This window comes from Thioclava sp. 'Guangxiensis' (genome assembly GCF_045348365.1).
Classification (GTDB): Bacteria; Pseudomonadota; Alphaproteobacteria; order Rhodobacterales; family Rhodobacteraceae; genus Thioclava; species Thioclava kandeliae.
In genome coordinates, this window is the sequence record NZ_CP155822.1 from 407,913 (window position 1) to 427,148 (window position 19,236).

Sequence of the window (19,236 nt, forward strand, 5' to 3'; positions counted from 1 at the left end):
ATATGGCCGCCGGGGTTCCCCGGCGGCTTTTCTTCTATAATGGCGGTTTTTTGCGCCAGCCCCGTTTGCGCCGGATCCTCAAGGCCGCAGGCCATAGCCTGCATCTGGGCCTCCCGTCCACGGGGGATGGCGTGGTCGTCTGGGGCCGCTCGCCCTATGCAAAGCGCGGTGAGGCCATCGCGGCCCGCACAGGTGCGACGCTGGTCCGGCTGGAGGATGCCTTTCTCAGATCGGTGCGGACAGGGCGCGAGGGGGACCCGCCGCTGGGGCTGATGATTGACCCGCTGGGGGTGCATTTCGATGGCACCCGCCCCTCGCGGATCGAGATGCTGCTGGCAAAGGCCCCGTTGGATGATGCGGCCCTCCTAACCCGCGCACGCCAAGGGATCGACCGCCTCAAGGCGCTTGATCTTTCCAAATACAACGCCTTCGATCCCTCCCTGCAGCCCCCCGCTCCAGGTTATGTGCTGGTGATCGACCAGACCCAGGGCGATGCCTCTATCACCTATGGCGCGGCGTCCGCGCGGACCTTCCGCGAGATGCTGGCCGTGGCGCGGATCGAGAACCCTAAGGCGCGCATCCTTATCAAGACCCATCCCGAGACCCGTGCGGGGTTGCGCGCAGGCCATTACGGCCCCGAGAATTGCGCTGCGCTGACCGAGCTGGTCAGCGCGCCCCATTCGCCATGGGCGCTTCTGGAGGGAGCGATCGCTGTCTATACCGTCTCCTCGCTGATGGGCTACGAGGCAATCCTTGCGGGACACAAACCACGGGTCTTCGGCCAGCCTTTCTATGCCGGATGGGGGTTAAGCCTTGACGAAAACGCCCCCCCGCGCCGCGCGCGCCGCCTGACCCGCGCACAGATCTTCGCCGTCTCGCACCTCATGGCACCGACTTGGTTCGACCCGTGCCACAACCGGATCTGCAGCTTCGAGGAGGCCACCAACCAGCTCGCCGCCCAGACCCGCGCCTACCGCGAGGACCAGCACGGCTATAGAATGACCGGCATGAGCCGCTGGAAGCACAAACATCTGCGGCAGGTCTATGGCGACTACGGGAAGGTCGGCTTCGGGCAAGCCACGGGGGCGGGCCAGCCCGTCCATTGGGCGTCCAAACCCGGCAGGCCCGAGGGCGCGTGGCGGATGGAGGACGGCTTCCTGCGCTCCCGTGGCCTCGGCGCAAAACTGACGCCGCCCCTGTCGCTGGTGACCGACCGGCAGGGGATCTATTACGACCCGTCCGCCCCCTCGGATTTGGAAGAGCTGATCGCCCGTCCGATTTCGGAGCCCGAGCGTCGGCGCATCGAGGCGCTGCTGGACCGGATCGTGAAGGCGGGTCTGTCGAAATACAACCTCACCGGCGCACGGCCTACCTTGCCCGAGGGCCATCGGATCCTCGTGCCCGGACAGGTGGAGGATGACGCCTCGATCCTGAAGGGTAGCCCGAGCACGCAGAGCAATCTGGCGCTTCTCGAGCGGGTGCGCAGCGAGAACCCGCAAGCGGTGGTGATCTACAAGCCCCATCCCGATGTCGAGGCAGGGCTGCGTAAAGGCGCGGTCGCGCCACAGGATCTGGCGCGTCTGGCCAATCAGGTCTGCGCGGATGCCGACGGGGTCGCGCTGATCGAGGCCTGTGACGAGGTCTGGACGATGACTTCGCTCATGGGGTTCGAGGCGCTGATCCGCGGCAAGCCGGTGACGTGCCTCGGCACACCTTTCTATGCCGGCTGGGGGCTGACGCGCGATCTGCAGCCCGCGCCCGCCCGCCGATTGGCGCGGCCCGATCTGTGGCAGCTGGCCCATGCCACGCTGATCGCCTATCCGCGCTATCGCGATCCGGTCAGCGGGCTGCCCTGCCCGCCCGAAGTGGCCGTGGACAGGCTGGCGGCATCGCTCCCCGCGCCTATCGGGCTTCGGATCTTATCGAAACTTCAGGATCTACTGAAACCGCCCAGAGGTTAGGTCCGCCGCCAGCGGTGGAACACATCGCCACCGATCTCGCGCTGGCTGACAAGCTGGTAGTGCGGGGCCTGATCCAGCGCCTCCAGCCCCATCGGGCCAAGGGCCGCGCGGCCATCTCCGCCCAGAACCTTGCCTGCGGTAAAGCCGATCAGCTCATCGACCAGCCCCGCCTGCATCAGGGCCGCCGCAAACCGCCCGCCGCCCTCGCAGAAGACCCGCGTGAGCCCAGCCGCCCCAAGCGCCGCCATCAGCGCCTTTGGGTCGAGCCCGCCCGCGCCAAGTGGCACCTGCGTAAGATCCGCCCCCTGCCCGTGCCAATAGGCCCGCGCCTCCGCCGGCGCATCGGGGCCATGGACCAGCCAGAGCGGCGCATCGGAAACAGAGCCCGCCAAGCGGGCGCGCGGCAGATCGAGCCGTGAGGCCGCCACCACCCGCACCGGCTGCCGGATCGGGGTAAAATTACGCACTGTCAGCAGAGGATCATCGGCGCGCGCCGTCTCCCCGCCCACCATGACCGCATCGAACTCGGCGCGCAGTGCATGCACATGCGCGCGGGCTTGCGCGGAGGTGATCCATTGACTCTGGCCGTTGGACAGGGCGATCCGGCCATCGAAAGAAGTGGCGAGTTTCAGCGCCAGCCAGGGACGTCCATGTTCGATCCGTGACAGAAAACCGGCCTGAAGCGCGCGTGCCTCGGCCTCGAGCGTGCCTTCCGTGACAGAGATCCCCGCCTCGCGCAGCATGGCATGACCGCGCCCGGCCACCCGCGGATCGGGGTCGGTCTGCGCCGAGACCACCCGCGCGACCCCGGCCTCGATCAGCCCCAGCGAACAGGGCGGCGTATGACCATAATGCGAACAGGGTTCGAGCGTGACATAGGCCGTAGCACCGTGCGCGGCCTCGCCCGCCTGCGCCAGCGCATGGCGTTCGGCATGGGGACGCCCGCCCGGCTGGGTCCAGCCGCGCCCCACGATCACGCCATCCTTCACCAGCACGCAGCCCACCGCAGGGTTGGGCCATGTATTGCCAAGACCCCGCCGCGCAAGCGACAGGGCCAACCGCATGAACCGTTCGTCCGCCTGCATCAGTCAGGCGTGCCCGGACGCAGCTCGGAGACGAATTTGTCGAAATCGTCCGCTTCTTGGAAGTTTTTGTAAACGCTGGCAAAGCGCACATACCCGACCGTATCGATACGGGCCAGCGCCTCCATGACGATCTCGCCGATCGTCTTCGAGGGGATATCCGTGTCGCCCATGCTTTCCAGCCGCCGCACGATGCCGGAGATCATCTGGTCGATGCGCTCGGGGTCTACGGGACGCTTCTGCATGGCGATCCGGATAGACCGCTCCAGCTTGGTGCGCTCGAAATCCTCACGCTTGCCATTGGTTTTCACCACGACAAGATCGCGCAACTGGACCCGCTCATAGGTCGTGAACCGTCCACCACAGGCGGGGCAAAAACGCCTGCGCCGGATCGCGACATGATCTTCGGCCGGACGCGAGTCCTTTACCTGCGTATCAACATTTCCGCAAAACGGGCAGCGCATCGCGTCCCCCTTTTCCTGTAAAAACCGCCTCTATGGGGTCTAATGCCCCACTTATCCACAAGACTATAGGGGAGACGCGAATCATTGGGTAGCCATAAAGTGACGCTACCAAATCATGTAGATACGGACCTGTGGCCGATCAGACTCAGCGCAGCATTGCGGTGATATGACGGCTATGGGGATTATCGCGATGCTCGAAGAGATAGACCCCCTGCCATGTGCCCAGAGCCATGCGCCCGTCGAGAACCGGGATCTGCAGCGAGACCGGCAGAAGTGCCGCCTTCACATGGGCGGGCATATCGTCGGGGCCCTCATAGGTATGCACCATCCACGACTGGCTCGGGTCCGTCGTGGGTGGCACAAGCCGGTGGAAAAAACCCTTCAGATCCGTCTGCACATCGGGGTCGGCATTTTCCTGAATGAGGAGACTGGCCGAGGTATGGCGGATAAACAGCGTCAGCAGTGCCTCGGAAGGGGCCACCTCCGCCACCCATGCGGCCAGCTCGCGTGTGACCTCGTAAAGCCCTTGCCCGCGGGTCTGCACCCGAAAGTCCCGATGCGCCATGGAGGTTACTCCGAAACGGGGCGCGGATCGCTACGGTCGCTGGCGAGGATCGCCAAGCATTCGGGATTAACATCCATGATACGCCGTTCCTTGGCCCATGCCGCGTCAAGCGCCGCCGCATCCAGATCGCGTTTGCGCGTGGCCCAGGGGCGCATCGTGCCGTTACCGATCCCGCTTACAAGATTATAAGTGCCGTCCTTCGGGTCTTCGACATAGAGGAAGCAGGTCCCCGGCTGATCCATCGACGGACCGCTATTATGCATCATGAAGGCCGGACGGCCATTGGCATCCAGCGTGCAGCCCGCCAGAAGCGGCAGGCACAACAGGGACAGGAATCTACGCGTCATTTTCACCTCTGGGCTGCAACTTGTTAAGGCATAGCAAGCAAGAGGCAAGTTGAAAAGATTAGCTGGCAAATGCCGTTCGGGCATCTGCGATCTGTGGCCCATTCGCCTTGGCCCAGTCGATGAGCCCGATCAGCGGCGGCAGAAGCGAATGCCCCATCGCGGTCAGGCTGTATTCGACGCTGGGGGGCTTGGTGGCAAAGACCGCGCGCGAGATCAGCCCGTCGCGCTCCAGATCACGCAGGCTCTGGGTCAGCATCCGCTTGGAAATATCGGGCAGCGCTTTCGAGAGTTGCGAGAACCGGCGCGGCCCTTCGGCCAGCTCCAGCACGATCAGCGTCGTCCATTTGGCGGCCAAATGGTCGAGCACATGGCGCACCGGACAATCGGCCAGATCGCGCCCTTTGGCATCCAGCAATATCTCTGCCTGCGTCATGATGGTTCCCTCTGTGTTACCTTGTTCACGAAACCTGCCTCCTTCCCACGGGGGCCTTTGGTCTCTAAACGAGACCTATACTAGATTCGTAACCGAAGGAACAGACAATGCGTTACATGGTCACCGGAGCATCCGGCCAGCTCGGCTCTACCGTTCTCGAACAGCTTTCCACCCGCGTCGCGAAATCCGACATCACCGCACTCGTGCGCCGTGAAGCGGCCGCAACTGCTCTGGCCGCCCAGAGCTATGGCACGGCTGTAGCCTCCTATGACGATGTCGAGGCGCTGACTGCCGCCTTCAAAGGCGTCGACCGCCTTCTGTTGATCTCGGGCTCCGAGGTCGGCCAGCGCGCGCGCCAGCATGGCAATGTGGTGGCTGCGGCCAAGGCGGCGGGCGTGGGCTTTATCGCCTATACCTCGCTCCTGCAGGCAACCGTGTCCCCGATGATCCTTGCGGTCGAGCATAAAGCCACCGAAGAGGCGCTGGCCGCCTCGGGCATCCCCTATGCGCTGCTGCGCAATGGCTGGTATTCGGAAAACATGCTGGGAGGGCTCGATTATGCCGTGGAGCATGGCGCGATGATCGGTGCTTCGGGCGAGGGCCGTTATGCCTCGGCCCCGCGTGCAGATTATGCCGAAGCCGCAGCGATCGTACTGGCGGGGGGCGATCACGCGGGCAAGGTCTACGAACTGGCGGGCGATGCGGGCTATACGGGCGCCGAACTGGCGGCAATGGTCGCCAAAGCCTCGGGCAAGCCGGTGGCCTATGCCGATCTGCCGCCTGCCGAGTACAAGGCCGCGCTCGTTGGCGCAGGCATCCCCGACGGTTTTGCCGATGTGCTGGTCGACAGCTCGGTGCGCGCGGGAGAAGGCTGGCTGGATGACAGCTCGAAGACCCTCTCGGGCCTTCTGGGCCGCCCGACCGAGCCGATGGCCGAGACGGTCGCAAAGGCCCTCTGACGCGATAGGCGGGGGCCGGATCTTCCGGCCCCCGCTTTCGGATTGCGCGCAAAGATACATCTCAATCACACGTTGTCTTCGTAATTCTCCTCCCCGATAGTCGGATCACGCGCTTGATGATCTGTCATTTCGCACCGCCTCGTTGCGGGAATGGAGGAGCTGTCGTGAAACCTGCCCTGACTGCCGAGAAAGCCGCAGCCCTCGTTCCCGAGGGGGCCACCGTGATGATCGGTGGGTTCATGGGCGTAGGCTCGCCCCACCGCCTGATCGACGCGCTTGTGGCCGCGGGTGTGAGAGACCTCACCGTTATCGCCAATGACACCTGCCGCCCGAATGAGGGGATCGGCAAGCTGATCGCCGCGCGGGCCATCCGCCATGTCATTGCCTCGCATATCGGACTGAACCCCGAGACACAGGCCCAGATGATTGCGGGCGAGATCGAGGTCGAGCTGGTTGCGCAGGGCACGCTGGCCGAGCGGATCCGCGCCGCCGGCATGGGCCTTGGCGGTGTGCTGACGCCCACCGGCGTGGGCACACGGATCGCCGAGGGCAAGGAGGTGCTGACGATTGATGGCAAGGCGTTCCTGCTTGAAAAGCCGCTCCGCGCCGATTTCGCCCTGATTGCCGCGCATGAGGCCGATTATGTTGGCAATCTCACCTATTCGATGACCGCCCATAACTTCAATCCGGTGATGGCGCTGGCCGCAACCACTGTCATCGCCGAACCCGGCCTGATCGTGCCGGTGGGGGCGATCCCGCCGGACGGCGTAAAGACCCCCGGTGTGCTGGTCGATCACCTGCTGGAAAGGGCACATTGATGGAGCCGAAAGAACTCATCGCTCGACGTGTTGCGCAAGAGATCCAGCCGGCAACGCTGGTCAATCTGGGGATCGGCCTGCCCTCGCTGGTGGCGGCCTATGTCCCGCCCGAGAGGAATGTCTTCTTTCAGGCCGAAAACGGCGTGATCGGGCTGGGCACGCGCCCGCCGGACGGGATGGAAGACCCCGATCTGACCGATGCGGGCGGCACGTTTGTGACTGCCGTGCCGGGAGCGGCGTCCATTGATAGCGCGATGAGCTTCGGGCTGATCCGTGGCGGGCATCTGGATGTGACGGTGCTGGGCGGGTTGCAGGTGGATGCGCGCGGCTATCTTGCCAACTGGATGGTGCCCGGCAAGCGCATCCCCGGAATGGGCGGCGCGATGGATCTGGTGGCGGGGGCCAAACGGGTTATCGTGGCGATGCAGCATGCTGCCAATGGCGCGCCGAAGATCGTCACGCGATGCACCCTGCCGCTCACGGCCGAGCGCCGCGTGAGCCTGATCGTCACTGATCTGGCCGTGATCGAGCCGCGCGAGAACGGGCTGCATCTGATCGAGCGGGCGCCGGAAGTGAGCGTGGCCGAGATCGAGGCACTAACCGAAGCCCCTCTGATCCATGCAGGAGATGTGCCCGAAATGCGGTTCGGCTAGCCCCTATCCGGTGATGTTGAAACCGCCGTCGATGTAATGCAGTCCGCCGGTGATATTGGCAGCCTCGGCGCTCGCCAGAAAGGCCGCATAGGCCCCGCAATCCTCGATCGTGGCAAGCTGATGGGTGGGCGCACGGGCGCTGGCGGCATCCATCATCTCGTCGAAATGCGCAATTCCGCTGGCGGCACGCGTCTTGAGCGGACCGGGCGAGAGCGCGTGTACGCGGATACCTTTGGGCCCGAGTTCCGCCGCCATATAGCGCGAGACCGATTCCAGCGCGGCCTTGACCGGCCCCATGATATTGTAATCCTTCACGACCTTCTCGGCGCCGTAGAAGCTGACAGTCATACAGGTGCCACCCTGCCCCATCAGCGGCTCGGCGCGGCGGACCAGTTCGATAAAACTCCCGACCGAGATATCCATCGCCTGCGTGAACCCCGTGCGCGAGCAATCGGTTACGCGGCCATGCAGATCCTCCTTCGGGCAAAAGGCGATGGAATGCAAAAGCGTATCGAGCCGCCCCCATTTGGCGGTGATCTGCACAAAGAGATCCGTCAGCTGGTCTGGGTCGGACACATCGAGCGGAGCAAAGATCTCTGCCCCCAGCTCCTCTGCCAGCGGGCGCACATATTTCTCGGCCTTTTCATTGAGATAGGTGATCGCCAGATCCGCCCCTTGGGCCTTCAGCGCCTTGGCGCAGCCATAGGCGATGGAGCTCTCGTTGGCGATCCCAACGATCAGGGCTTTCTGACCGGCAAGCGAGAACATGGGCTGGCTCCTTCGATGTCCGCAGAGGGTGAAGGCCGGAAAACCTGGCCGAAACGCATACATGGAACACGGCCCATCATGCCGAGCCTGCGCCGGATTTCCAGCTTTTTCCGCACCGCAGCGTCAGGCGAAGGCCGGACGCATTTCCTCGACCATTGCCGAACGGATCAGGTCCAGCACTGGCGGGTCCACATCATAGCGACGCAGGTGGATGCGGTAGGGGCGCGGGGTATACCACCAGCTGAGTTTCAGCGCGGGGGTGGCGGCGGTGACCGACATCACATGCTGGCGCAGCGCGCCGCGCAGATTACGGCTGCAGGCCCCCACATGCAGCACCTGTGACCCGCTGCCGGTGGGCTGCAAGATCTTCAGCCGGTGGCGGTTCTGCGGTGTCAGGTTCTGGCGATAGAGCGTAAAAGCCTCCGCCGTCTCCGCCGGATCGCCCAGATCCTCGATCAGATAGATCGCGCCACATTCCCACGGGAAGCGGGCGTCCAGATCCTCGCCCCAATGGGCATTCTCGAGCGTTACCGCCTCGCTGAAATGCGCAGCGCGCGCGGTTTCCACCACGCGCGCGATACGATCCAGCGGGCCTTCAATCGTTTCTGGCCACATAGGTTATTGGTCGAGGAACGACCGCAGCTTGCGCGAGCGCGAGGGGTGCTTCAGCTTGCGCAGCGCCTTCGCCTCGATCTGACGGATCCGCTCGCGCGTCACCGAGAACTGCTGACCCACTTCTTCGAGCGTATGGTCGGTATTCATGCCGATGCCGAAACGCATCCGCAGAACCCGTTCCTCGCGCGGGGTGAGCGAGGCCAGAACCCGCGTGGTGGTTTCCTTGAGGTTTTCCTGAATCGCGCTGTCGAGCGGCAGCACGGCATTCTTGTCCTCGATGAAATCGCCCAGCTGGCTGTCTTCCTCGTCCCCGATCGGGGTTTCGAGCGAGATCGGCTCCTTGGCGATCTTCATCACCTTGCGGACCTTCTCGAGCGGCATCTGCAGCTTTTCGGCCAGTTCTTCCGGCGTCGGCTCGCGGCCGATCTCGTGCAGCATCTGACGACCGGTGCGGACCAGCTTGTTGATCGTTTCGATCATGTGCACCGGAATACGGATGGTGCGCGCCTGATCGGCGATCGAGCGGGTGATCGCCTGACGGATCCACCAGGTCGCATAGGTCGAGAACTTGTAGCCGCGGCGATATTCGAACTTATCCACAGCCTTCATCAGGCCGATATTCCCTTCCTGGATAAGATCGAGGAATTGCAGACCGCGGTTGGTGTATTTCTTGGCGATCGAGATCACCAGACGGAGGTTGGCCTCGACCATCTCCTTCTTGGCGGCGCGCGCCTCTTTCTCGCCCTTCTGGACCTGATTCACGATGCGGCGGAACTCGGTGATATCCACACCGATATAGGTCCCGATCTGGGCCATATCGCCACGCAGCTCTTCCACCTTGTCGCGATATTTCTCCATCAGGACCTGCCAGCCACGGCCGGGTTTGGCAGCCATTGCATCGACCCAGGTCGGGTCCAGCTCGTAGCCACGATAGGATTCCACGAATTCGCGGCGGTTGATACGGGCCTGATCAGCCAGTTTCACCATCGCCGAATCGGTCGACATGATACGGCGGTTAATCCCGTAAAGCTGATCGATCAGCGCCTCGATCCGGTTGTTATGCAGATGAAGCGAGTTCACCAACTCGACGATCTCGGAGCGCTTCTTCTGATAGGCCGCCTCATCGGAGACCGAGAAGGTGCCATCCTCGTTCAGGGTGGCCGACATCCGCATATCCTGCATTTCGGCCAGATCGTCATAAAGCAGCGCGATGGATTCGAGCGTCTCGAGAACACGCGGCTTCAGCGCGGCTTCCATCGCAGCGAGCGACATGTTGGGCGCGTCGTCCTCATCCTCGTCATCCGAATCGATCGGATTGCCGTCGGCGTCGAATTCCTGCGTCTTTTCGGCAGGGCGCACCTGCGCATCACCACCGCCGACGCCACCAACGACATGCTCGTCATCCTCGCCCTCTTCATCGAGCGAGCGGCCGAAGGTCGCATCGAGGTCGATCACGTCGCGCAGCAGAATGTCTTCTTCCAGAAGTTCGTCACGCCAGATCGTGATCGCCTGGAAGGTCAGCGGGCTTTCGCACAGCCCGGCGATCATGGTGTTCCGGCCCGCCTCGATCCGCTTGGCGATGGCGATCTCGCCCTCGCGCGACAGCAGTTCCACCGAGCCCATCTCGCGCAGATACATCCGAACGGGGTCATCGGTGCGGTCCAACGTCTCGCCGGAGCCTGACGAAAGCGCGACCTCGCGCGAACCCCCGCCAACAGTGGCCAGCGCACCGCCGGAAGAGGAGCCGTCATTCTCGGACGCATCCTCGTCTGCTTCCTCGTCCTCGATCACATTGATGCCCATCTCTGAGAGCATCGACATGACGTCCTCGATCTGGTCGCCCGACACCTGATCGGGCGGCATGACCGCGTTCAGCTGGTCATAGGTGATGTAACCTTTTTCCTTGGCCTCGGCGATCATGCGTTTGACCGCCGTCTTCGACATGTCGAAGGACGTACCATCGTCATTGGCGGTATTAGGCTTGTTATCGTCGATGTCTTTGGCGGCCATGGGCGCTCCTTGATCGGCTTGGGCTGTAGCACGGCTAGGGCGGGTACGAATCATATCCCGCTGTATTATCGAATCATTCGACCGAATCACAGGGGGGTGAATCGATCATATTCAGGGCGTTGCATCACCGCGTCATTTTTTCTTCCGCCATATCTCTTGATCGATGACCGATTGCAAATACGCCGAAAGCGCGGCCCGGTCTTCCCCCATATCACTCGTATCATCCAGTTTTGAACGCGACGCCTTCTGTTTTTGTCGCGTTGCTTGGCTCAGGCGCCATGTCAGCCCTTCATCGGCGACGCCTTCCAAGTCTTCCATCGCATCTTCCACTTCGGCCCGCACGGCCCGTTCGGCGTCGAGTTTTGCCAGTTCTTCGGCCAGACACATACGCGCAAGCGCCGTATCCGTAACCTTCACCACGGGCGGCGCGCTACGGAGATGGGGCAAACTCATCATATTTTCAAGATAGTCCCCCATCTGATTTTGCAAGAGCCGCGTCAATTCTTCCGGCTCAAGCCCCAGATTCCGGAGCATCAGATTGCGTAACCGGTCGTGATCGGGATTGGCAAAGGGTGCATTTTCCAGCTGTGCCTCGAACTCGGCCACCAGCCGTGGATGCGAAACAAAGATCGCCAGCACCATCGCCGCGCGCAGATTTTCGGCCACCGCCGCATCCTGCGCCACGGCCAGCATGGAGTTGCGGGTCTGCTCGAGCGGCAGCGCGGGCAGCTTGCCCCAACCGCCCCGCCCGCCATTGCGGCCCTGTGGATAATTACGGCGGAAATTACCACCGCCTTGTTGATAATCCTGTTGATAGCTCTGTGAGTAAGCCCCACGGCCCGAGAAATCCCGCTCGGGCTCGCGGCCCAGCCCGAACAGTTCGCGGCGCTTCTGGCGGATTTCCTCACCATAATGCGCGCGAATCGAGGGATCCTTGATCTGCGAGATTGCCGCGCGCAGTTCCTTGTCGAGCGCGGCTTTGCGCTCGGGGCTGTCGAACACACGCCCCTCGATGGCACGGCTCCACATCAGCTCGATCATCGGACGCGCGGTCTTCAGCACCTCGGCCATCGCCTCGCGCCCCTTGGCCTTGATCAGATCGTCGGGGTCCTGTCCTTCGGGCATGATCGCGATGCGCAGCCCCTTGCCCGCCTCCATCAGCGGCAGTGCAAGATCGATCACCCGATGGGCAGCGCGGATACCGGCCGTATCACCATCAAGCGCGATGACCGGCTCGTCATGGATACGCCACAAAAGCTGTAACTGGGTCTCGGTGACAGCGGTGCCCAGAGGCGCTACCGCGCCACCAAACCCCGCCTCCACGAGCGCGATCACATCCATATAGCCTTCACAGACCACAAGCTGCGCCCCCTTGCCGCACGCCTCGCGGGCGGGCCCGTGATTATAGAGCGAGCGGCCCTTGTCAAAGAGTTCGGTCTCGGGCGAATTCAGATACTTGGCGTTATCATTGGGGTCCATCGCCCGCCCGCCAAAGCCGATACACCGCCCGCGGGGGTCCCGGATCGGATAGATGATGCGGTTGCGGAAGACATCATAGGGCTGCTTTCCCTTGGTCGAGGCCTTGGCGAGCCCCGCACCGATGATCAGGTCTTCGGCGATTCCCTTGGCGCGCAGCGTATCCCACAGGCCCTGCCAGCCATCGGGGGCAAAACCTATCTCGAAACGCGCCTGCGCCTCGGGGCCCAACTTGCGCCGTGCGAGATAGTCGCGCGCACCCTGCCCCGCCTGCGTGTTGAGCATCAGACGGTAGAATTTCAGCGCCTCTTCCATGACCTTGGCAAGCTCGGTCCGGCGGTCGGATTTCTCCTGCGCCCGCGGATCGCGGGCGGGCATCTGCATCCCCGCCTCGGTGGCGAGGATCTCGACCGCTTCCATGAACCCGACATTCTCGGTCTCGCGCACGAAGGTCAGCGCGTCACCTTTGGCATGGCAGCCAAAACAGTAATAGTAGCCTTTGCGATCATCCACATGGAAAGACGCGGATTTTTCCTGATGGAACGGGCACGGTGCCCACATATCGCCCTTGGCCTGATTGGACTTGCGATTATCCCACATGACTTTCCGCCCGATCACCTGCGAGATCGAGAGGCGGTTGCGTAGTTCGTCGAGGAATCCTGGCGGCAAGCTCATAGGGAGTATATCGGCGCAGTTCGCGCCCCTGTCCAGAGGGTGCGGGATCAAGTTGACGCAAAATTCTCCGGCCTGCCGCCGGATCCGATCCGACATGTTTTGGCCGCAAAGCATCAAAAAAGTGCCGAGATAGCTAAAATACGCGCTAGATTCAGGCCGCTTTGCCTACCGTGATTGATCCAATCTGAACAGTTCGCTGCAATCCTCCCTGAATGCTCAACACAAACACCATTCCTGCCCGAGAATTGCCCCAATTCTGCCCCATGCAAAAGATTAAGAAGACATGAAGAAGTAGCCTCGTTACACGTCCCCCTCTGCCCGCCCGGAGTTCGTCCAATGGTCCATAGCCGCACCCGCCTGCCCGATATGGCCTGCCGGAGCCTACGGCCTGCCATGCGGATGCGCGACGAGGAAACCGGCGCGATCCTTCCGCTGACGATCATCCTGCTGACGGTGCTGCTGGTCCTCTCGGGCGTGGCGCTCGACTTCATGCATTTCGAAGCCCGCCGGACCCAGATCCTTGCGGTCCTTGACCGTGCCTCCCTTGCAGCCGCCTCGCTAAGCCAGGAACTCGATCCCGAGCTTGTGGTGGATGACTATCTCAAGAAAGCGGGGCTCGAGGATGTCGACCGGACCGTGACCGTCACCGAAGGTAGCTACGGGGAATGGCGCAGGGTCCGCATCGAGGCGACCGATACCATGACGACGAGCTTCATGGGACAACTCGCGCAGATCGGCATCAAGACGCTCTCCACCAAGATCGTCAGCGAGGCCTATGAGGCCATCGGCAATGTCGAGGTCTCGTTGGTGCTCGACGTGTCGGGCTCGATGGCGACCGATGTCGGTGACGGCGTGACCCGCCTCGCGGCCCTGCAGGAGGGCGCGGATACATTCGTGGACCAGATGTTTACCAAGGTGCAGCCCGAAAACGCCCCCGATGGACGGCTGTCGATCTCGGTCATCCCCTATAACCAGCAGGTCGTTCTGGGCGATGATCTGGCGGCACAGTTCAACCTGTCCACCGAACAGACGGACACGACCTGTGGTGATGTCTTCCTGCTGCCGACCGATACCATCGCCATCAGCCCGACCACTGCGATCCAGCGCACGATGTCGGGCGACAGCCTCGATTACTATGTGCGCTTCGGCTATAATGCCGACAACTATAACGGATGGCAGTTCCCCTATCACACCTGGGTGTCGAACTGTGACGAGCAAAGCTACTCCCCGGTCCTGCCCTTCAGCAATTCACAGACCGACATCGAGAAAAAGATCGGCAGCCTGAAGGCCAGTGGCGATACGGCCATCGATATCGGTGCGCGCTGGGGTCTGGCACTGCTTGATCCTGCGGCCCAGCCGGTCGTCGACAATCTGATCAGCGAAGGGGACGTGGACTCCTCCCTCGACGCCCGCCCCTATGAGTACGACCTTGATGGCACGGCAGATATCGACGACCGTTCGATCAAGGTAATGGTCCTGATGACGGATGGCGAGAATACCGGGTCGTTCAGCATCAAACAGAAATATCAAAGCGGACCCTCCGAACTCTACTCGACCAAAAGCGCGGATTCGCTGAACCCTGCCGATTCCGGCTCCACCAACAGCTCCACGACCAGCGAATGGGACTCGCTCTACTGGCACGACGATAGCTACAGCACCACCAAATGGTATCGTCTGACCAACAAGAAGTGGTATTACCGCGACAGCAATGGCTTCTACACGACCTCCACATCCCGTTATGGCGGCACACAGAAGAATTATGTCTCCGACACGGGCAAGCTCTACCAAATCGACTGGTCGACGGTCTGGGGCAAACTCAATTTCCGGCACGAATACGTTGCCTACACCTATTTCGATGCAGTCTATAAGACCATCAAACGCAGCACATCTTTCCCGGGCACCTACGCCGTTTTTTCCGATGGCAACACCTTCACCAAAAAGGACACGGCGCTTAAGGCGATCTGCACCACCGCGAAAGCCAATGACATCCTGATCTATACGCTCGCGGTCGATGCCCCCGATAACGGTGCCGCTATATTGAAATCCTGTTCGTCGGGCGATGGCTATTACTATGACATCACCTCAGACGAACTGACCGATGCCTTCGCCGAGATCGCTGCCTCGATCAACTCGCTACGCCTGACGAATTGAGGGAAGACGATGCGACGAAGCCTACTCGGACGTTTCCACCACGACCAATCCGGCGCCAGCACGGTGGCCGCGGCCATCGTGCTGCCCTTCTTCCTGATGTTCGTCTTTGCGGGTGTGCAGATCTTTGTGCTGCAGAGCAAACAGACCATGCTCGACCGCGGTCTCGAGATTACCGCGCGCAACCTGCGACTGCAGACCTATGGCAGCACTTTCCCCTCCCAGGAAAAGATCAAGAGCAATATGTGCCGCAATATCGGCCTAATCAAGAACTGCACAGACCAGCTGACCATCGAGCTTGTCGCCGTCGACCGGAGCACATGGACCGCTCCCGACTGGAGCACGACGGCCATCTGTCATGATTATAGCGACGGCAAGGCACTAGATGCGAAACCCGTCCTCCAGCAGGGCACCGAGAACCAGATCATGCTGATGCGGGCCTGTCTCAAAGTGCCTTCCCTGCTGACAGACACGCTGATGAATATCTCTGCCGCGAGCATTCTGAAATGGGCGATGCTTGCCAAGGATGATGACGGAGAGATGAACCTCGTATCGATCACTGTCTTTGCCAACGAACCGATCCAGCAATGATACGCCTCCGCCTCTCCCGCTTGCGCCACAATGAAGACGGCTCGATCCCGATCGAGGCGGTCTTCGGCTATCTGATCCTGACCGTCTGGGTCTTTCTGGCCTTCCAGTTCTACGATGCGTTCCGCACCAAAGGCGAGGTCGCCCGCGCGTCCTATGATGTGGCCGATATCCTCTCGCGCGAGCGTTCGGCCATCGGCCCCGCCTATATCGCGGGGATGAAGAAGGTCTTCGACTTTGCGTCGCGGTCCAGCTTCGACGGGCAGACCTCACTGCGGGTCACCCTCATCACATGCGGCGCGAAGAACAATACCAATGTCTGCGACGGGGTGGACAAGTTTGTCGGTGTGGACGAATCCTATTCGCCTGACGGGCTGACACCGCAAACGAAGAAATCCCTGAAAACACAGGCGGACCGTATTCCGATCCTCGGTGCGGGCGATACAGCGGTCATTGTCGAGACGATCTATCGCTACCGCCCGCCCTTCAATCTCAGCAATCTCGTGCTTCTCCTGCCGGGCAGTGGCGGCACCCAGAGCACGTTCAATGTCGGCATGGAACAGAGCGCCGACGGGATCCCTATCGGGAACTTCATCGTGACCCGTCGGCGTGGCACCGCCATCACTTGGGATGACGCATTCTGATCGTGTCAATGGACCCCGATCGGGCTGGTCAAGACCTGCGGCCCTGCCTATGGTCGGTCCTGCCCCGTCGGAAGGAGAATCGATGCGACATCTGCCCTGCCTCGCCCTGATCCCGCTGCTCTGCGCCGCGCTTTCGGCCTGTGGCGGAGGGCCGATGATGGACGGCGGCTATCCCGAGCTTCTTCCCCTCGACCAGATTCTCACCCCCACGCCCGAGCCCGATTACACCGCAAGCCGGGCGCTCGAAGCACGGGCCGACGCGCTCAGGGCCGAGGCCGAGGCGCTGCGCAATGCCCCGACCGGCGAGAACTGAGCTTCACCTCGCTGTCGCCACCTGATGGATCTCTGCCGTGCCTTGCCGACGATGCGCGTTGCACGGACAGGGTTTTCCGGCTAACAGACCCCAACTCTGACCAATTCCGATGAGGTATCTCATGTCCACACAGCCCGCGACCGGCCCCGCTCTTCGTCTCGGCATTGCCGGCCTTGGCACAGTGGGGATCGGCGTCGTCAAGATTGTCCAGCGCCATGCCGAGCTGCTGGCCGCCCGCACGGGCCGTCGCGTGGAAATCACCGCCGTTTGCGCCCGTGACCGGACCAAGAACCGCGATGCCGATCTGTCGGGCTACGCCTGGGAAACCGACGCGGTCAGCCTTGCCAAGCGCGACGACATTGATGTTTTCGTCGAGCTGATGGGCGGCCATGAAGGTGCCGCAAAGGACGCGACCGAAGCCGCCCTGAAAACCGGCAAGGATGTGGTCACCGCCAATAAGGCGCTGCTGGCCCATCACGGGCAGGCGCTGGCAGAACTGGCCGAGAGCCTTGGCCGCGTGATCCGTTTCGAGGCGGCGGTTGCCGGTGGCATCCCCGTGATCAAGACCTTGACCGAAGGCATGGCCGGCAACCAGATCCGCCGCGTCATGGGCGTGATGAACGGCACCTGCAACTACATCCTGACGCGGATGGAGGATGCGGGCCTGCCCTATGCGACCGTATTCGAGGAAGCCCGCCAGCTGGGCTATCTGGAAGCCGACCCCAATCTCGATGTGGGCGGCATCGATGCCGGTCACAAGCTCTCGCTTCTGGCCTCCATCGCCTTCGGCACCAAGGTGGCCTTCGATGATGTGGTCCTCGAAGGTATCGGGCGCATCTCGATCGACGATATCCGTCGTGCGGGCGATATGGGCTACAAGATCAAGCTGCTGGGCGTGGCGCAGATGACGGGCCGTGGCCTCGAGCAGCGTATGACCCCCTGCCTCGTGCCTGCCACCTCGGCCTTGGGCCAGCTTTCGGGCGGCACGAATATGGTGGTCATCGAAGGCGATAGCGTGGGCCAGATCGTGCTGAGGGGCGCAGGCGCGGGCGAGGGCCCGACCGCCAGCGCCGTGATGGGCGATGTCTCCGATATCGCGCGCGGTTTGCGCCTGCCGACCTTCGGCATTCCGGCCGCCCAGCTGAGCGATGCGACCCATGCCTCGGCCACGGCCCCCGCGCCCTATTACCTGCGCATCAATCTGGCCGACAAACCGGGGGCGCTGGCCAAGGTGGCACAGGCGCTCGGTAATGCGGGCATCTCGATCTCGCGGATGCGTCAATATGGCCATGCCGATAGCGCCGCCCCCGTGCTGATCGTCACCCATAAGACGACCACTGATGCAATCGACCACGCAATCGCCAGCTTCCCGCAGACCGGCGTGGTGCAAGGCGACCCCGTCGCCCTGCGTATCGAGGAAGTGTAAGGAGAAGGCGGGGCCAGTCCCCGCCTTCTTCATGACGCGTCCCCCGCTCTGTGCCTGCGGGACAGCCCACCGCAGCATGCCTTCCCCTGCCCCGCTCCGCGCGCAGAAATCCGCCCGCCAAAAGCACTAACTTCAGGCTGTTAGCGGTCACGGGGGTTGCCCTGCCCTGGCAAACGGGTTTTCTTGGCGTTGGCCCATTTGCACTGCGCGCAAGCGCATTAAACAGGACAAGACATGAACACTCCCGTAGATTTCAATGACCGCATGCTCTCGCTGGGCCTGGCCCGCGTATCGGAGGCCGCAGCCCATGCCAGCGCCGATCTGATCGGGCGCGGTGACGAGAAAGCCGCGGATCAGGCGGCCGTGAACGCCATGCGCGAGCAGTTGAACATGCTCGACATTCAGGGCGTGGTCGTGATCGGCGAGGGCGAGCGCGACGAAGCCCCCATGCTCTATATCGGCGAGGAAGTCGGCACCGGCACCGGCCCTGCCGTGGATATCGCGCTCGACCCGCTCGAAGGCACCACGCTGACCGCGCTCGACATGCCCAATGCGCTGACCGTGATCGCCATGGCACCGCGCGGCACGCTGCTGCATGCGCCCGATGTCTATATGGAAAAGCTCGCCATCGGTCCGGGCTACGAGAAAGACGTCGTCAGCCTCGATATGTCGCCCGCCGAACGCGTGAACGCGCTCGCCAAGGCCCAAGGCGTGGCACCGCGTGACATCACCGTGTGCATCCTCGACCGCGAGCGCCATCAGGACATGATCAAGGAAGTCCGCTCGACCGGCGCCGCGATCCGCCTGATCACCGATGGCGATGTCGCCGGCATCATCCATTGCGCCGAGGCAGAGGCCACCGGCATCGATATGTATATGGGTTCGGGCGGCGCGCCCGAGGGCGTTCTGGCGGCCTCCGCTCTCAAATGCATGGGCGGCCAGATGTGGGGCAAGCTGCTGTTCCGCAACGATGACGAGAAGGGCCGCGCGGCAAAGGCAGGCATTACCGATCTCGACAAGATCTATGCGCGCGACGAGCTGGTGACCTCGGATGTGATCGTGGCGATGACGGGCGTGACCAATGGCTCGATCATGAAGGGCGTGAAGCGCACCCCCGATTACATCGAGACCGAGACGGTGCTGATGCGCTCGAAAACCGGCTCGGTGCGCCGGATGCTCTATCGCAACCCCACCACCCGCAAGTAAGCGGCTTTTCCCAGCGCGCTCTGTCGGCTAGGACAGGGCCTATGGCCACCGGATACAGGTCCGGTGGCCTTTCCTTTTGCCGCAA

At 62.6% G+C, this 19,236-nt stretch carries 19 protein-coding genes; 10 read left to right on the forward strand and 9 right to left on the reverse strand.

The window, feature by feature from the left end:
• Positions 1–2 precede the first annotated feature (2 nt).
• Positions 3–1,961: a capsular polysaccharide biosynthesis protein gene (locus ABEB22_RS01910; RefSeq protein ID WP_406870711.1), complete on the forward strand. Its 1,959-nt coding sequence runs from the start codon at positions 3–5 to the stop codon at positions 1,959–1,961.
• On the opposite strand, the gene ribD is transcribed toward ABEB22_RS01910, so the two are convergent.
• The 5 genes from ribD to ABEB22_RS01935 form a co-directional block, all read right to left on the reverse strand.
• A complete protein-coding gene (gene ribD / locus ABEB22_RS01915; protein WP_406870712.1) occupies positions 1,958–3,046 on the reverse strand; it encodes a bifunctional diaminohydroxyphosphoribosylaminopyrimidine deaminase/5-amino-6-(5-phosphoribosylamino)uracil reductase RibD in 1,089 nt (362 codons plus the stop codon). The two genes, ABEB22_RS01910 and ribD, sit on opposite strands and share 4 nt — an antisense overlap.
• Positions 3,046–3,507, reverse strand: a complete 462-nt coding sequence (gene nrdR / locus ABEB22_RS01920; protein ID WP_339112001.1) for a transcriptional regulator NrdR — start codon at positions 3,505–3,507, stop codon at positions 3,046–3,048. Before nrdR ends, ribD begins: the two co-directional genes overlap by 1 nt.
• Positions 3,508–3,652: 145 nt before the next feature.
• Positions 3,653–4,072, reverse strand: a complete 420-nt coding sequence (locus ABEB22_RS01925; RefSeq protein WP_350937808.1) for a secondary thiamine-phosphate synthase enzyme YjbQ — start codon at positions 4,070–4,072, stop codon at positions 3,653–3,655.
• Positions 4,073–4,077: 5 nt separating this feature from the next.
• Entirely contained in the window at positions 4,078–4,419 is a 342-nt protein-coding gene (locus ABEB22_RS01930; protein WP_339111999.1) for a hypothetical protein, read from the reverse strand.
• Between the two features lie 58 nt (positions 4,420–4,477).
• Positions 4,478–4,852, reverse strand: coding sequence for a helix-turn-helix domain-containing protein (locus ABEB22_RS01935; protein WP_339111998.1), 375 nt, complete (start codon positions 4,850–4,852; stop codon positions 4,478–4,480).
• A 107-nt stretch (positions 4,853–4,959) separates the two neighbouring features.
• Here ABEB22_RS01935 and ABEB22_RS01940 point away from each other — a divergent pair, with 107 nt between their 5' ends.
• From ABEB22_RS01940 to ABEB22_RS01950, 3 genes are all read left to right on the forward strand, one after another.
• A complete protein-coding gene (locus ABEB22_RS01940; protein WP_406870713.1) occupies positions 4,960–5,811 on the forward strand; it encodes an NmrA family NAD(P)-binding protein in 852 nt (283 codons plus the stop codon).
• A gap of 164 nt (positions 5,812–5,975) precedes the next feature.
• Positions 5,976–6,629, forward strand: coding sequence for a CoA transferase subunit A (locus tag ABEB22_RS01945; protein WP_406870714.1), 654 nt, complete (start codon positions 5,976–5,978; stop codon positions 6,627–6,629).
• The gene (locus tag ABEB22_RS01950; RefSeq protein ID WP_406870715.1) at positions 6,629–7,282 is read left to right on the forward strand and encodes a 3-oxoacid CoA-transferase subunit B; all 654 of its coding nucleotides are present in this window, start codon (positions 6,629–6,631) and stop codon (positions 7,280–7,282) included. The genes ABEB22_RS01945 and ABEB22_RS01950 overlap by 1 nt, the downstream gene beginning before the upstream one ends.
• 3 nt (positions 7,283–7,285) lie before the next feature.
• On the opposite strand, the gene fabI is transcribed toward ABEB22_RS01950, so the two are convergent.
• The 4 genes from fabI to dnaG form a co-directional block, all read right to left on the reverse strand.
• Positions 7,286–8,050, reverse strand: coding sequence for an enoyl-ACP reductase FabI (fabI, locus tag ABEB22_RS01955; protein WP_339111994.1), 765 nt, complete (start codon positions 8,048–8,050; stop codon positions 7,286–7,288).
• 123 nt (positions 8,051–8,173) lie between these two features.
• Positions 8,174–8,665 (reverse strand): hypothetical protein, encoded by a 492-nt coding sequence (locus ABEB22_RS01960; RefSeq protein WP_339111993.1) that lies wholly within the window; start codon positions 8,663–8,665, stop codon positions 8,174–8,176.
• Between the two features lie 3 nt (positions 8,666–8,668).
• The gene (rpoD, locus tag ABEB22_RS01965; protein ID WP_350937793.1) at positions 8,669–10,675 is read right to left on the reverse strand and encodes an RNA polymerase sigma factor RpoD; all 2,007 of its coding nucleotides are present in this window, start codon (positions 10,673–10,675) and stop codon (positions 8,669–8,671) included.
• Positions 10,676–10,807: 132 nt separating this feature from the next.
• On the reverse strand, positions 10,808–12,826 hold the full coding sequence (gene dnaG / locus ABEB22_RS01970; protein ID WP_339111991.1) for a DNA primase: 2,019 nt from the start codon (positions 12,824–12,826) through the stop codon (positions 10,808–10,810).
• Positions 12,827–13,162: 336 nt separating this feature from the next.
• Between dnaG and ABEB22_RS01975 the strand changes: the two genes are divergently transcribed.
• From ABEB22_RS01975 to glpX, 6 genes are all read left to right on the forward strand, one after another.
• Complete coding sequence (locus ABEB22_RS01975; protein WP_339111990.1) at positions 13,163–14,977, forward strand: pilus assembly protein TadG-related protein; 1,815 nt, start codon at positions 13,163–13,165, stop codon at positions 14,975–14,977.
• Between the two features lie 9 nt (positions 14,978–14,986).
• Positions 14,987–15,565, forward strand: coding sequence for a TadE/TadG family type IV pilus assembly protein (locus tag ABEB22_RS01980; RefSeq protein ID WP_406870716.1), 579 nt, complete (start codon positions 14,987–14,989; stop codon positions 15,563–15,565).
• The gene (locus ABEB22_RS01985; protein ID WP_406870717.1) at positions 15,562–16,206 is read left to right on the forward strand and encodes a TadE/TadG family type IV pilus assembly protein; all 645 of its coding nucleotides are present in this window, start codon (positions 15,562–15,564) and stop codon (positions 16,204–16,206) included. Before ABEB22_RS01980 ends, ABEB22_RS01985 begins: the two co-directional genes overlap by 4 nt.
• Positions 16,207–16,288: 82 nt before the next feature.
• Entirely contained in the window at positions 16,289–16,519 is a 231-nt protein-coding gene (locus ABEB22_RS01990) for a hypothetical protein (RefSeq protein ID WP_339111987.1), read from the forward strand.
• Between the two features lie 121 nt (positions 16,520–16,640).
• The gene (locus ABEB22_RS01995) at positions 16,641–17,945 is read left to right on the forward strand and encodes a homoserine dehydrogenase (RefSeq protein WP_339111986.1); all 1,305 of its coding nucleotides are present in this window, start codon (positions 16,641–16,643) and stop codon (positions 17,943–17,945) included.
• A 234-nt stretch (positions 17,946–18,179) separates the two neighbouring features.
• Positions 18,180–19,151 carry a class II fructose-bisphosphatase gene (gene glpX / locus ABEB22_RS02000; protein ID WP_406870718.1) on the forward strand — a complete coding sequence of 324 codons (972 nt, stop codon included), beginning with the start codon at positions 18,180–18,182 and terminating at the stop codon, positions 19,149–19,151.
• The last annotated feature ends 85 nt before the right edge of the window (positions 19,152–19,236 follow it).